At 59.3% G+C, this 13,803-nt stretch carries 13 protein-coding genes; 3 read left to right on the plus strand and 10 right to left on the minus strand.

Annotated elements, in window-relative coordinates; all coding sequences use genetic code 11:
* Nucleotides 1–8: 8 nt before the first annotated feature.
* Nucleotides 9–1,979 (minus strand): DNA primase, encoded by a 1,971-nt coding sequence (gene dnaG, locus Q7C20_RS07510; RefSeq protein ID WP_375066599.1) that lies wholly within the window; start codon nucleotides 1,977–1,979, stop codon nucleotides 9–11.
* Nucleotides 1,980–2,422: 443 nt separating this feature from the next.
* The gene (gene rpsU / locus Q7C20_RS07515; RefSeq protein ID WP_002551877.1) at nucleotides 2,423–2,638 is read right to left on the minus strand and encodes a 30S ribosomal protein S21; all 216 of its coding nucleotides are present in this window, start codon (nucleotides 2,636–2,638) and stop codon (nucleotides 2,423–2,425) included.
* A 202-nt stretch (nucleotides 2,639–2,840) separates the two neighbouring features.
* Here rpsU and tsaD point away from each other — a divergent pair, with 202 nt between their 5' ends.
* Nucleotides 2,841–3,866, plus strand: a complete 1,026-nt coding sequence (tsaD, locus tag Q7C20_RS07520; protein WP_375066600.1) for a tRNA (adenosine(37)-N6)-threonylcarbamoyltransferase complex transferase subunit TsaD — start codon at nucleotides 2,841–2,843, stop codon at nucleotides 3,864–3,866.
* A gap of 32 nt (nucleotides 3,867–3,898) precedes the next feature.
* Here tsaD and plsY read toward each other — a convergent pair whose 3' ends face one another.
* Nucleotides 3,899–4,468: a glycerol-3-phosphate 1-O-acyltransferase PlsY gene (plsY, locus tag Q7C20_RS07525; protein ID WP_375066601.1), complete on the minus strand. Its 570-nt coding sequence runs from the start codon at nucleotides 4,466–4,468 to the stop codon at nucleotides 3,899–3,901.
* A gap of 74 nt (nucleotides 4,469–4,542) precedes the next feature.
* On the opposite strand from plsY, the gene folB reads away from it, so the two are divergent.
* Nucleotides 4,543–4,896 carry a dihydroneopterin aldolase gene (folB, locus tag Q7C20_RS07530; protein WP_348056543.1) on the plus strand — a complete coding sequence of 118 codons (354 nt, stop codon included), beginning with the start codon at nucleotides 4,543–4,545 and terminating at the stop codon, nucleotides 4,894–4,896.
* Entirely contained in the window at nucleotides 4,887–5,405 is a 519-nt protein-coding gene (folK, locus tag Q7C20_RS07535) for a 2-amino-4-hydroxy-6-hydroxymethyldihydropteridine diphosphokinase (protein WP_348056541.1), read from the plus strand. Before folB ends, folK begins: the two co-directional genes overlap by 10 nt.
* A gap of 142 nt (nucleotides 5,406–5,547) precedes the next feature.
* Here folK and Q7C20_RS07540 read toward each other — a convergent pair whose 3' ends face one another.
* The 7 genes from Q7C20_RS07540 to apaG form a co-directional block, all read right to left on the minus strand.
* Nucleotides 5,548–6,783: a multifunctional CCA addition/repair protein gene (locus Q7C20_RS07540; protein WP_375066602.1), complete on the minus strand. Its 1,236-nt coding sequence runs from the start codon at nucleotides 6,781–6,783 to the stop codon at nucleotides 5,548–5,550.
* 63 nt (nucleotides 6,784–6,846) lie between these two features.
* On the minus strand, nucleotides 6,847–8,412 hold the full coding sequence (locus tag Q7C20_RS07545; RefSeq protein WP_348056537.1) for a SpoVR family protein: 1,566 nt from the start codon (nucleotides 8,410–8,412) through the stop codon (nucleotides 6,847–6,849).
* Nucleotides 8,409–9,680: a YeaH/YhbH family protein gene (locus Q7C20_RS07550; RefSeq protein WP_078739413.1), complete on the minus strand. Its 1,272-nt coding sequence runs from the start codon at nucleotides 9,678–9,680 to the stop codon at nucleotides 8,409–8,411. The genes Q7C20_RS07545 and Q7C20_RS07550 overlap by 4 nt, the downstream gene beginning before the upstream one ends.
* A gap of 113 nt (nucleotides 9,681–9,793) precedes the next feature.
* Nucleotides 9,794–11,716, minus strand: a complete 1,923-nt coding sequence (locus tag Q7C20_RS07555) for a PrkA family serine protein kinase (protein ID WP_348056533.1) — start codon at nucleotides 11,714–11,716, stop codon at nucleotides 9,794–9,796.
* A gap of 282 nt (nucleotides 11,717–11,998) precedes the next feature.
* Nucleotides 11,999–12,328, minus strand: a complete 330-nt coding sequence (gene glpE / locus Q7C20_RS07560; RefSeq protein ID WP_375066603.1) for a thiosulfate sulfurtransferase GlpE — start codon at nucleotides 12,326–12,328, stop codon at nucleotides 11,999–12,001.
* Between the two features lie 9 nt (nucleotides 12,329–12,337).
* Complete coding sequence (locus tag Q7C20_RS07565) at nucleotides 12,338–13,189, minus strand: symmetrical bis(5'-nucleosyl)-tetraphosphatase (protein WP_375066604.1); 852 nt, start codon at nucleotides 13,187–13,189, stop codon at nucleotides 12,338–12,340.
* Nucleotides 13,189–13,569 (minus strand): Co2+/Mg2+ efflux protein ApaG, encoded by a 381-nt coding sequence (gene apaG / locus Q7C20_RS07570; RefSeq protein WP_348056527.1) that lies wholly within the window; start codon nucleotides 13,567–13,569, stop codon nucleotides 13,189–13,191. Before apaG ends, Q7C20_RS07565 begins: the two co-directional genes overlap by 1 nt.
* Nucleotides 13,570–13,803: the final 234 nt, after the last annotated feature.

The raw sequence follows: 13,803 nt of genomic DNA on the forward strand, positions 1-13,803 counted from the left end.
CTATGACCTCACACGCCAGCTGAGGTCGGGTTTGATGCGGAAACATTCTGTTTTAAGAGGTCGCGCATCTGTTTTGCTATCTGAATTTGCTCTTCAGCCGACAATCCCGGCTGCCTTGCTCTTTTAATGAGCTCGTCGAGGGTCTGCGTATGCTGACCCGCGGATAACCTAGTTATGGTGTCTAAAAACTGTTGTTCAAGGTTGTCGCCGTCAATTAGCCACTCCTTTTCCGCGAGTGCTTTCAATAGCCGGCCTTGTTCGGTGCCGTGCCAGCGCGCCATTAACTGAATCGAGTTTAGCTTAGGATTTTTCTGGACCGCCTCGATCAAGGCGATCAGCACCTGAGCATACGTGTTGCTGGCGTTGGCAAAATGGTCGGCACTCTCAACCTTGCCCGCCAGTTGCGGGTGGTGGATGAGCGTGCGCAGGGCAATGAGCGTTGGAGCTTCTACGGCGACAGGAGTTCGCGGGGCGTAAGCCTCATCGCGATCACCGCGCTTGCCATTCTTGCTCCAGGGTTTCTTGTCCCATTTCTTGCCGCCGGCACCCGGTTTCTTCGGCGTCCACTCCTGCTGGGGCGCGTAGGCGTCCTGCGGTTGGTGAAAGTCGGAGTAATCCGGCATGGCGTCGTAATCCATGCCTGGGTCGTAGGCGGGCGGCGCGTGTTGCGGCGCGCTGTGCACCAGCTGGCTGACCGCTTCGCCGCTCAAGCCGGTGATTTCCAGCAAGCGCTGACGCATCAGTGTGCGCAGGTTCGCGCCCGGGACCTTGTCGATCAGCGGCGCCGCGAGGGTGGCCATATGGGCCTTGCCTTCGAGTGAGCGCGGGTCGGCTTCTTCGGTCAGTTGCTGGAAAAAATAATCCGCCAGCGGCTGCGCATGTTGGTTGATGCGCGCACGGAACGCGTCGGTGCCTTCGGAGCGTACCAGGGTGTCGGGGTCTTCGCCTTCGGGCAAAAACAGGAAGCGTGCGCGACGCCCGTCCTGCAGGCTCGACAGCGTCGCTTCGAGCGCGCGCCAGGCAGCGTTGCGGCCCGCCTGGTCGCCGTCAAAACAGAACAGCACGCTGGGCACGACGCGAAACAGGCGCTTCAAATGCTCTTCGCTGGTGGCCGTACCGAGGGTCGCTACCGCATTGCGCAAGCCTTGCTGGGCGAGTGCGATCACGTCCATATAGCCTTCAACCACGATGATTTCATCAAGGTTGCGATTATTCTTGCGCGCTTCAAACAGGCCGTAGAGTTCCTGGCCCTTGTGAAACACCGCCGTTTCCGGGGAGTTCAGGTACTTGGGCTTGTCATCCCCCAGCACCCGGCCGCCGAACGCGATGATGCGGCCACGGCTGTCACGGATCGGAAACATCACGCGGTCGCGGAAGCGGTCGTAGCGTTTGCCGGATTCGGCGTTTTCCACCAGCAGGCCGGCGTCGATCATGGCTTTTTGCTGGAGCGTGTCGCTGCTCAAATGCTTGTACAGGTTGTCCCAGCCAGGCGGTGCGAAGCCGAGACCGAAGTCGCGGGCGATTTCCCCGGTCAGGCCGCGGCCCTTCAAGTAGTCGACGGCTGCCTTGCGCTGCGGATGGCTTTTAAGCGCTTGACGATAGAAGTCAGCAGCGGCCGTCAGCAGCGGGTACAGCGGCGAATCGGTGGGCTGCCGGGGTTTGTGCGGGCGACCACTTTCTTCGCGGGGGATTTCCATGCCTGCGGCTTTCGCGAGGTCCTCGATCGCCTGGGGGAAGTCCAGGTTGTCGTGGTCCATGAGAAAGCCGAGGGCGTTGCCGCCTGCGCCGCAGCCAAAGCAGTAGTAGAACTGCTTGTCGGGGCTGACGCTGAACGACGGGGTTTTTTCTTTGTGGAACGGGCAGCAGGCGGTGTAATTCTTGCCGGCTTTTTTCAATTGCACGCGCGAGCTGACAACATCGACGATGTCGGTGCGGTTCAGAAGGTCGTCAATAAAGCTCTGGGGAATTAGCCCGGCCATGGCGTTCTCGTCATCACTGCGTGTAAATGAGGGCCCGTGAAGTGTTCAAGCGCGCGTACCGAGTGCTCGAACATCTAGCGTCTGCATGGGTTGACAGGAAGTGTATCTGCCGTACGTTCACTGACGTTAATTTCAGGTCAGTTTTCGACGTGGAAATGTTGCCCCAGGCGTCCGGTCTTGACCAGTAGTGGCCTCGGAAGCTCATCGGTGGGCGCAGTCGACCTGTTGATCGCCTGATAAAAAATAAGTGTGCTCGTCAGTAGCCTTGTTAGGCTCGTCAGAAGAGACGTGCACCGCTGGCAAAAGAGCCAGTCCTGACGTGTGAAGCAGTTGTCTCGGTCGCGTGTGCGGCGTCGACGATGAAGCATCAAACGATTTGCGCAAATGCCAATAGCCCGGCTGAGGGCCGGGCTTGGCAGAAGCTTGCTACGAACGTCTGTGTATTAGTACAGACGAACGGCGCGGCGCTGCTCGCGCTGAACTTTCTTGGCGTGACGCTTAACAGCGGCTGCTGCTTTGCGCTTACGCTCAGAAGTTGGCTTCTCGTAAAATTCGCGGCTACGAACTTCAGCCAGTACACCGGCTTTTTCGCAGGAGCGCTTGAAACGACGCAGAGCTACGTCGAAGGGTTCGTTCTCTTTAACTTTGACGGCTGGCATCCAGAGCTACCTTCTTTCATTACCGGGATCAACGTTCTCGTCGCAAAAAATTCGCGGCTGAGGTCGTCGGTTTTTAAGGGTTGCGGATGTTAACCCCTCATTGCCCGGAATGCAAAGCCTCTGATCGAAAACCGCTAGTCGGGAGGGGGAGTGGCGACTATTATGCGCGCCTTCGTATTCAGCCTCTACAAGGCGCAAACCCATGCTAGTACTGGGACTTGAAACCTCCTGCGACGAAACCGGTGTCGCACTTTACGACAGTGAACGCGGGCTTTTGGCCGATGCACTGTTCAGTCAGATCGACCTGCACCGCGCCTACGGCGGCGTCGTGCCGGAGCTGGCCAGCCGTGATCACGTCAAACGCATGCTGCCTTTGATTCGCCAGGTGCTGGACGAGGCCGGTTGCGTGCCGACCGAGATCGACGCCATCGCCTACACCGCCGGCCCAGGATTGGTCGGAGCCCTGCTGGTTGGGGCTTCTTGCGCCCAGGCGCTGGCATTTGCCTGGGGTATTCCAGCCCTCGGTGTGCACCACATGGAAGGCCATTTACTGGCGCCCATGCTGGAAAAAACACCGCCAGAGTTCCCGTTCGTCGCTTTGTTGGTTTCAGGCGGCCATACGCAGCTGGTTCAGGTCGATGGCATCGGCCAATACACCCTGTTGGGCGAGTCCCTGGACGACGCTGCCGGTGAAGCATTCGACAAGACCGCGAAGATGATGGGTCTGAATTATCCAGGCGGCCCGGAAATCGCCCGTCTCGCTGAAAAGGGCGTTGCCGGCCGTTACACCTTCCCGCGCCCGATGTGCGATCGCCCTGGCTTGATGTTCAGCTTCAGCGGCTTGAAAACCTCGGCGTTGAATACCTGGCAACACAGCGTCAGCGCCGGGGACGACAGTGATCAAGCCCGTTGCGACATCGCGCTGGCGTTCCAGCAGGCTGTGGTGGAGACTTTGACGATCAAGTGCAAGCGCGCCCTGAAACAGGCCGGCATGAAGCGTCTGGTGATAGCAGGCGGCGTCAGCGCCAACAAGGCCCTGCGCACTTCGCTGGAAAAAATGCTCGGCGACATGAAGGGCGATGTGTTCTATGCGCGCCCTGAGTTCTGCACTGACAACGGCGCCATGATCGCTTACGCCGGTTGCCAGCGCCTGCGGGCCGGGCAGCACGAAAGCCTGGCGATCAGCGTGCAGGCACGCTGGCCGATGGAGCAGCTTTCACCGTTGTGAGGTTCATGGTGAGTCGGGGGCATCCGGCGTATTTAAAAATGCCGTTCGCGCCCGGCAAACAGGTCGCGTAAATTGCCGCGGTGGCGCCAGACGATCAACAGCGTCAGCGCGCTCATCGGCAATAGCGCGGTCGGCTCTTGCCAGGCCAGTAATGGCAGGGTCAAGGGTGTGGCGATCAGCGCGGCCAATGAGCTGGTGCGGGTCAGGTAGAACGTCAGTAGCCAGGCAAGCACGGCCAGTAACGCTGCAGGCGGGTAGATCCCCAGCAACATGCCGGCTGCCGTGGCGACGCCTTTACCACCCCGAAATCGAAAGTACAGCGGAAAGAGATGGCCGAGGACGGCGCACACGCCTACCCAGGCCTGCTGTTGCAAGGTAAGGCCGGCGAAGCTGGCGATCAGCACGGGCAACAGGCCCTTGCAGATGTCGCCCAGCAGCGTCAGTACGGCGAGTTTCTTGCCGGCCAGGCGCAACATATTGGTGGCGCCGGCATTGCCTGAGCCACTCATTCGCGGGTCGGGATTTCCCGTCAGGCGGCTGAGCAAAATGGCGAAGGACAGCGAGCCGAGCAGGTAGGCGAGAATCGCCAGTAACCAAAACATGCTAACTATTCCGGGCGAGGACGCCCTGATTCTAACGGGGCATCGCGCCCTTGTCGTGCTGCGGAGAAGAGTGCTTGGACAGAGTGTTTATCGAAGGCCTGGAAGTCGACACCGTGATCGGGGCCTACGACTGGGAGCGCGGCATCAAGCAATGCCTGCGCCTGGACCTGAGCTTCGCCTGGGACAACCGCCCGGCTGCGGCCGGTGACGACCTCACCCTGGCGCTGGATTACGCCAGCGTGTCCACGCGTATCCAGGCATTTGCCGAGCAGTCCCAGTACCAACTGGTGGAAACCTTTGCCGAGCGCCTGGCCGAAGTGCTGATGAGTGAATTCCAGATTCCCTGGCTGCACCTCAAGTTGACCAAGCCAGGTGCCGTGCCGGCCGCCAGGGGCGTGGGCGTGGAGATCGAGCGCGGATGTCGCTAACACAGGTTTACCTGGGCCTTGGCAGTAACATCGAGCGCGAGACCCACTTGCGTGCGGGCCTGGATGCGTTGGCGAGCTTTTTGACCGAAATGCGCTGCTCGGCGGTATTTGAAAGCCAGCCGGTAGGCATCAAGAGCGGGCCGTTCTTCAACCTGGTGGTGTCGGCCTGGACCGAGTTGCCGTTGATGGAACTGGATCGCCGCCTGAAATTCATTGAGGCCGATAACGGCCGTTATGCGCCGGACCGTAAAGGGTTGCCACTGGATATCGACGTGCTGCTGTATGGCGAGCTGGTGGGTAATTTCGACGGTTTGATCCTGCCGCGAGCAGAAATCCTGAAAAACGCATTTGTGCTGTGGCCGCTGTCGCTGATGGCACCGGACCGTGTGCACCCTGAAGCGGGTAAAACCCTGGCTGAGTTGTGGCGCGACGCGCAGATCGATCAAGTGCTGGCGCCGGTCGGCTTTGAATGGCAGGGCCAGCAACTGACACCCGACGCATTCCTCTAGGCGCCAAGAGCCTCCTGTGGCGAGCGGGCTTGCCCCGCGTTGGGCTGCGCAGCAGCCCCAAAAATCGCAGTGCCTGTTTCAGGGCCGCTGCGCAGCCCAACGCGGGGCAAGCCCGCTCGCCACAGGTACTGTGCTCGCACGGTTATTTCTTGTGTGAGCTGTTTTCCTTGTAGGTCTTCAGCGCCTTGAGCCGTTCGCGCTTGAGCGCTTCGCCCAGCTCCGGGCCTTTGAAACCCTTCTCCAGGAGTGGCGCCACCGCCACTTCGCGCGCCACCGTTGCCGCGCCACGCAAATAATTCGCCTGTGGATAACTTCGCTGTTCAAAACCCTTGCGGCCCCGGGCATCCATCTCGCACGCCACCACAAATTCCTCAAAGCGCTGAGGCCGACGGTACACGTCAAAACTCTGCAGCAACTCAAGCAACGTCGAGGCTTTCAGCTCCAGCGCACGATGGCCGTGGGTGTGATATTGGCCAACCAGCAGCGCCAATTCCTGACAGTCCTTCGGCACTTTGAAACGCTCATTGACCGCCTTGATCAATTTGAGGCCCGTATGTTCATGGGCAATATGCTGCGGCCACTTGGCCACAGGCGTCAGCCCCTTGCCCAAGTCATGCAGCAGGCAGGCCCAGCGCACGGTCAGCGGTTGCTGGTGCAGGGCCGCCTGTTTCAGCACGCTGAGGGTATGCACGCCGGTGTCGATTTCAGGGTGATGGGTTTCGGGTTGTGGCACGCCGAACAGCGCGTCCACTTCCGGCATCAAGGTTTTCAGAGCGTCGCAGTCGCGCAGTACCTGGATAAACACCTGGGGCTGATCTTCCATCAACGCTCGGGAGATTTCTTTCCAGCTGCGCTCTGGCGTCAGGGCTTCCAGTTCGCCGGATTCACTCAATTGACGCATCAGCTCCAGCGTTTCTGGCGCGACGGTAAAACCCAGGTGAGCGTAACGCGCAGCGAACCGAGCAACGCGCAGAACACGGAGCGGATCTTCGGCGAACGCGGGCGAAACGTGGCGCAGAATGCGCGCTTCAAGATCGCGCCTGCCCAGGTAAGGGTCGGTCAGATTGCCGTCATCGTCCTCCGCCATCGCATTGATAGTCAGGTCGCGGCGAATCAGGTCTTCTTCCAGCGTGACTTCAGGGCTGGCGTGAAACACAAAGCCGCCATAACCCCGGCCAGTCTTGCGTTCAGTACGGGCGAGGGCGTATTCGTCGCCGTTTTTCGGGTCCAGGAATACCGGGAAGTCAGCGCCGACCGGCTTGTAGCCCTTGGCGAGCATTTCTTCAGCACTGGCACCGACGACGACGCGATCAATGTCGGTCACCTTGATGCCCAGCAAGCGGTCACGCACCGCACCGCCGACTTTGTAGATTTTCATGAAAAAGCCTCCATTAGCGGCACAGGATACCGCCTGCGCAGGGCCGATGGAGGCTTTGCTGTATCAGAGATGTACGACGGCCAGGTCCAGGCGGCCGTAGTCGTTGTCATTGTGATCGGTGCGTGGCGGCACGTGATGGGTCTTCATGACCTGATCGCCCTGCAGCGTTTCCAAGTGGATGTCGAAGCCCCACAGCCGATGCAGGTGCTTGAGGACCTCGTCGGTGGATTCGCCCAAGGGTTTGCGGTCGTGCTGCTGGTGACGCAGGGTCAGCGAGCGGTCGCCGCGCACATCGATGCTGTATATCTGCACGTTAGGCTCGCGGTTGCCCAGGTTGTACTGCGCCGCCAGGGTCTCGCGGATGGTGCGGTAACCCGGTTCGTCGTGGATCGCCGGCACCAACAAATCGTCCTTGAGATCGTCATCCATGATGCTGAACAGCTTCAGGTCGCGAATCACTTGGGGTGACAGGTACTGCAGGATGAAGCTCTCGTCCTTGAAGCTGCTCATGGCGAATTTGATGGTCGACAGCCAGTCGCTGCCTGCGATTTCCGGGAACCAGTGACGGTCCTCATCCGTTGGGTGTTCGCACATGCGCCGGATGTCGCGGTACATGGCAAAGCCCAGTGCGTAGGGGTTGATGCCGCTGTAGTAGGGGCTGTCAAAGCCTGGCTGGTACACCACGCTGGTGTGAGACGTGAGGAACTCCATCATGAAACCGTCAGTGACCAGGCCCTCGTCGTACAGGTCGTTCATCAGGGTGTAGTGCCAGAACGTCGCCCAGCCTTCGTTCATCACCTGAGTCTGGCGCTGTGGGTAAAAATACTGGGCGATCTTGCGCACGATGCGCACGATTTCGCGCTGCCACGGCTCCAGCAATGGCGCGTGCTTTTCCAGGAAATACAGAATGTTTTCCTGAGGTTCGACGGGGAAGCGCGCATTGTCCTTGTCGCTGTTCTTGCCGGCGCGTTTTGGAATGGTGCGCCACAGGTCGTTGATCTGCTTCTGCAGGTGCTCCTCGCGTTCCTTCTGGCGCAGGCGTTCTTCCTCGGCGGAAATCGGATAAGGGCGTTTATAGCGGTCGACGCCGTAGTTCATCAGGGCGTGGCAGGAGTCGAGCAAATCCTCCACCGCGTCGATGCCGTGGCGCTCCTCGCACTGCATGATGTACTGCTTGGCGAACACCAGGTAATCGATGATTGAACTGGCGTCTGTCCAGGTGCGGAACAGGTAATTGCCCTTGAAGAAGCTGTTGTGCCCGTAGCACGCGTGCGCCACCACCAGTGCCTGCATGCAGATGGTGTTTTCTTCCATCAGGTAGGCGATGCACGGGTCGGAGTTGATGACGATTTCGTAGGCCAGGCCCATCTGGCCACGGGTGTAGGACTTCTCGGTACTGAGGAAGTGTTTGCCGTAGGACCAATGGTGGTAGCCCAAGGGCATGCCGACTGAAGCGTAGGCATCCATCATTTGTTCGGCAGTGATCACTTCGATCTGGTTGGGGTAGGTGTCCAGGGCGTAACCCGCCGCAATGCGGCTGATTTCCCGGTCATAGGCCTGGATCAGTTCGAAGGTCCATTCGGACCCGGTGGAAAGCGGTTGGCGCTTATGCTCTTTTTTGGCGGTCATGACACTAACCTGCGCTGGAAGAGTTCACGGAAGACCGGGTAGATATCGCCGGCCGAGACCAGTTGCTGCTGGGCGAAAGTGTCGGCAAAGGCTTCGCCGATACGCTCGTATTCAAACCACAGGGCCTGGTGCTCACGGGGGGTAATTTCGACATAGGTGTAGTACTGCACAAACGGCATGATCTGGTTGATCAGGATGTCGCGGCAGATTGGCGAGTCGTCATTCCAGTTGTCGCCGTCGGAGGCCTGGGCGGCATAGATGTTCCACTCGTTGGCCGGGTAGCGCTCGGCCATGATCTCTTGCATCAGCTTCAGGGCGCTGGAGACGATGGTGCCGCCGGTTTCCCGGGAGTAGAAAAACTCTTCCTCGTCGACTTCCCGTGCGCTGGTGTGATGGCGGATGAACACCACGTCGATTTTGTCGTAGTTCCGCTTCAGGAACAGATACAGCAGGATGAAGAAGCGCTTGGCGATGTCCTTTGTGGCCTGAGTCATGGAGCCGGACACGTCCATCAGGCAGAACATCACCGCCTTGGAACTGGGGTTGGGCTGCTTGACCAGCAAGTTGTATTTCAAGTCGAAGGTGTCAAGGAACGGCACGCGGTGAATGCGCGCGCTGAGCTTCTCAATTTCGGCTTCGATTTCCTGGATATCGCCGAAGTTGTCTGGCTCTTCGCGTTTCAAACGCGCGAGTTCTTCCTTGGCATCTCTGAGTTTGGCGCGGCTGCTCCCTGACAAGGCGATACGCCGAGCATGGGCTGAACGCAGGGTGCGGATGATGTTGATGCGCGAAGGGTTGCCTTCGTTGCTGATCCCGGCGCGCACGGTCTTGAAGGTGTCGGTGCCGGTGAGGTTGCGTTTGACCAGGTTGGGCAGTTCCAGGTCTTCGAACATGAATTCGAGGAATTCTTCCTGGGTGATCTGGAAAACGAATTCGTCCATGCCTTCGCCGGAATTCCCTGCCTTGCCCGGGCCTTTACCACCGCCGCCGCCCTGGGGGCGCTGGATATGTTCGCCGGTGGTGAACTCCTTGTTGCCGGGGTGCACGACGGTTTGCTTGCCGCCCCGACCGTGGTGCAGCACCGGTTCGTCGATGTCGCGTCCGGGAATGCTGATTTGCTCGCCATGCTCCATGTCGGTAATGGAGCGGCGGCTGACGGCCTCTTCAACGGCCTTTTTGATGTGGTCACGGTAACGCCGCAGGAAACGCTGACGGTTTACCGTGCTCTTGTTCTTGCCATTGAGGCGTCGGTCTATCACATAGCTCATGGGGAGCCCTCCGGGCAGCTTCACGTTACAAGCTTCAAGCCGCGAGCTGGAAGCTTAGAGACAAGCGGTGAACTGCCAGGCCAGCGGCCCGGCAGCACACGCCTGTCGCTGCCTTACTGTGATTTACGAACCCGCAGGTACCACTCGGACAGCAGCCGTACCTGTTTGTCGGTGTAACCGCGCTCGACCATTCGTGTGACGAAGTCGTTATGTTTTTGCTGATCCTCCTTGCTGGCCTTGGCGTTGAAGCTGATGACCGGCAGCAGATCCTCGGTGTTGGAGAACATTTTCTTCTCGATGACCACCCGCAGCTTCTCGTAGCTGAGCCAGGTGGGGTTTTTGCCGTTGTTGTTGGCCCTGGCGCGCAGCACGAAGTTGACGATTTCGTTGCGGAAATCCTTCGGATTGCTGATGCCGGCCGGTTTCTCGATCTTTTCCAGCTCCTCGTTGAGGGCGACGCGGTTGAGAATTTCGCCGGTTTCCGGGTCGCGGTATTCCTGGTCCTGAATCCAGAAGTCGGCGTACAGCACGTAGCGGTCGAAGATGTTCTGGCCGTACTCGCTGTAGGACTCCAGGTACGCGGTCTGGATTTCCTTGCCGATAAACTCGATGTAGCGCGGCGCCAGGTATTCCTTGAGGAAGCGCAGGTAGCGCTCGCGGGTTTCCGCCTGGAATTGTTCCTGTTCGATCTGCTGTTCCAGCACGTAAAGCAGGTGCACCGGGTTGGCGGCAATCTCGTGCGGGTCAAAGTTGAAGACTTTGGAGAGGATCTTGAACGCAAACCGAGTCGACAGGCCGTTCATGCCTTCGTCCACGCCCGCCGTGTCGCGGTATTCCTGGATCGACTTAGCCTTGGGGTCGGTGTCCTTGAGGTTTTCGCCGTCGTACACGCGCATCTTCGAGTAGATGTTTGAGTTTTCCGGCTCCTTGAGGCGCGACAGCACGGTGAACTGCGCGAGCATCTTCAGGGTGTCAGGCGCGCAATGCGCCTTGGCCAGGGAGCTGTTGAACAGCAGCTTGTCGTAAATCTTGATTTCATCACTGACCCGCAGGCAGTACGGCACCTTGACGATGTAAATACGGTCGATGAACGCTTCGTTGTTCTTGTTGTTGCGGAAGGTGTGCCATTCCGATTCGTTGGAGTGGGCCAGCAGAATACCGGTGAACGGAATCGCGCCCAGGCCTTCGGTACTGTTGTAGTTGCCTTCCTGGGTGGCGGTGAGCAGTGGGTGCAGCACCTTGATCGGCGCCTTGAACATTTCCACGAACTCCATCAGGCCCTGGTTGGCGCGGCACAGTGCGCCCGAGTAGCTGTAGGCGTCGGCGTCGTTCTGCGGGAATTCTTCGAGTTTGCGGATATCGACCTTGCCGACCAGCGCTGAAATGTCCTGGTTGTTCTCATCCCCGGGCTCGGTCTTGGCCACGCCGATCTGGTTGAGTATCGACGGGTAAAGTTTCACCACCCGGAACTGGCTGATATCACCGCCGAACTCGGCGAGGCGCTTGGTGGCCCAGGGCGACATGATGGTGTTGAGGTAGCGCCGTGGGATACCGAAGTCTTCTTCGAGAATCGCGCCATCTTCCGTGGCGTTGAACAGGCCCAAAGGCGACTCGAAAACCGGTGAGCCCTTGATGGCGTAGAAGGGCACCTTCTCGATCAGTTGTTTGAGCTTTTCAGCCAGGGACGACTTGCCGCCGCCGACCGGGCCAAGCAGGTAGAGAATCTGTTTCTTCTCTTCCAGGCCTTGGGCGGCGTGGCGAAAGTAGGAGACGATCTGATCAATGCATTCTTCCATGCCATGGAAGTCTTCAAAGGCCGGGTAGCGGCGGATCACCTTGTTGGAGAATATTCGCGACAGGCGCGAGATATTGGCGGTTTCCACCAGCTGCGGCTCACCAATGGCCAGTAGCAGGCGTTCGGCGGCAGACGCGTAGGTGCTGCGGTCCTTTTTGCACAGGTCGAGATACTCTTGCAGCGTGAGCTCTTCTTGCTGTGTGGACTCGAAGCGGTTTTGGAAGTGGCTAAAGATACTCATGACGTCGTCACCTCGCTCGATACGTGGAGCCGACGCCGGATCAATCAGTCGATGCTGGCAGCCATGGGTGATTATCCCTGGCTGTTTCCCCCCAAACATCCTCAAACGCTACCGATGACCCGTGCGCCGGTGTACCGGCTCTCCCCTGATTCGGATGGCCTGCGCTTAAGGATAGTTCGGAATCGAGGAGGTAAAGGCGGTATACGAAATTAGTTGGCGGCGCCGTTCGTCAGAATCGTCGCGAGCCCAAGCGTCACGCGGGGTAGCGGCATGTGAAAAAAATTATTGCGGCTCGCCGGAAGTAATTTCCGCAGGATAGGTCGTACGCCACAGCTCAAAGCCACCGTCCAGGCTATAGACGTCGGAGAAGCCCTGGCTGATCAGATAGGCCGCGGCGCTCTGGCTGGAATTGCCGTGGTAGCAGGCCACGATCACCGGCGCGTCGAGGTCTGCGGCGCGAATGAAGTCGGCGATGTTGAGGTTGTCCAAGTGCTGCGCGCCGCTGATATGGGCGGCTGCGTAGGTTGGCTGATCGCGGATATCCACCACCACTGCGCCTTTTTTGCGCAGGGCTTGGGCTTGTTCAGGAGGGATACGTTTGAATTCGCTCATGGGGTGCTCCTATGGCTTGGCGGCAGCCGGCGGTGTGACAGAAAGGGGTGCTTCACACTGGCAGCTCAAGCGCTCGCCGGTGTCGATGTTCATCAGGGTCATGCTACCGCCCCACACGCATCCGGTGTCGAGGGCGAACACGCCAGGTTCTTCGCATTTGCCTTCCAGGGCGGCCCAGTGGCCGAAGATGATCTTCGTCTCACGGGTCTTGCGTTCCTTATGGGCGAACCACGGCTTGTAGCCGGGCATCGCACTGTCGGCGCCTTCCTTGCTCTTGAGGTCCAGCTTGCCTTCGGCGGTGCAAAAGCGCATGCGCGTGAAGTAGTTGGTGATTACGCGCAAACGGGTCACGCCAGTGAGGTCGTTGTCCCACTTCACCGGCTCGTTGCCGTACATGCCATCCAGGTAGGCGGTGTACAGGTTGTCGTCGGCCAGTGCGGTTTCTACTTCAGCGGCGCACTTGAGGGCTTTCTTGAGTGTCCACTGCGGCGGGATGCCGGCGTGGACCATGGCCAGGTTGCGGCCTTCGTCGTAATGCATGAGTTTTTGCCGACGCAACCAGTCGAGCAGTTGGGCGCGGTCGGGCGCCTCAAGAATTTCGCGCAGGGTGTCGCCCTTTTTCAGGCGCTCGATGTTATTGCCGGCTGCCAGCAAATGAAGGTCATGGTTGCCCAGTACACACACCAGGGAATCACGCAGGCTATATAAGTAGCGCAGGGTCTCGAGGGACGCGGGGCCACGGTTGACCAGATCGCCGACCAACCACAGGCGATCTGCTACCGGGTCGAAGGCGACGCGTTCCAACAAACACTTGAGGGGTTCCAGGCAGCCTTGCAGGTCGCCGACCGCGTACGTCGCCATCAGTGCAGGGCTCCGGGCACGGCAAGGCGGAAGGGCGCAATGATGGCGTCGAACAGTTTTCCGTCGGTGGCCTTCATTTGATACGAGCCTTGCATGGTGCCGACCTTGGAGGTCATGACCGTGCCGCTGCTATAGGTGTGGCTGGCGCCAATGTCGATCAACGGTTGCTGTCCCACCACGCCTGCGCCGCGTACTTCCTCGACCTGACCGTCACCGTCGGTGATTACCCAATGGCGCGACAGCAGCTTGGCCGGCACCAGCCCGTTGTTCTTCACCGTGACGGTGTAGGCAAAGGCGAAACGGTTATGTTCAGGTTGCGATTGGTCCGCGAGGAAGCGGGTGACGACGCTGACGTCGATCTGATAGCGAGGATCGGACATGCAAGAGGCCTTAAAAGCAAAAGCGGAGGACAGCAGATGCGGATCAGTCTAGGCCATGAGGCAGGCACTAAGCCAGACATGTGTCGGCCAGTTGGCTAGCGCTATCGGTATAACGCGGAGCAAGTGTGGGAGCGGGCTTGCTCGCGAAAGCGGTGGACCAGCTATACATCTAGCGACTGACACACTGCCTTCGCGGGCAAGCCCGCTCCCACATTAGATCGCGCCTAGCTCCTA

It is taken from the genome of Pseudomonas sp. AMR01 (genome assembly GCF_041946035.1).
Taxonomy (GTDB): Bacteria; Pseudomonadota; Gammaproteobacteria; order Pseudomonadales; family Pseudomonadaceae; genus Aquipseudomonas; species Aquipseudomonas antarctica_B.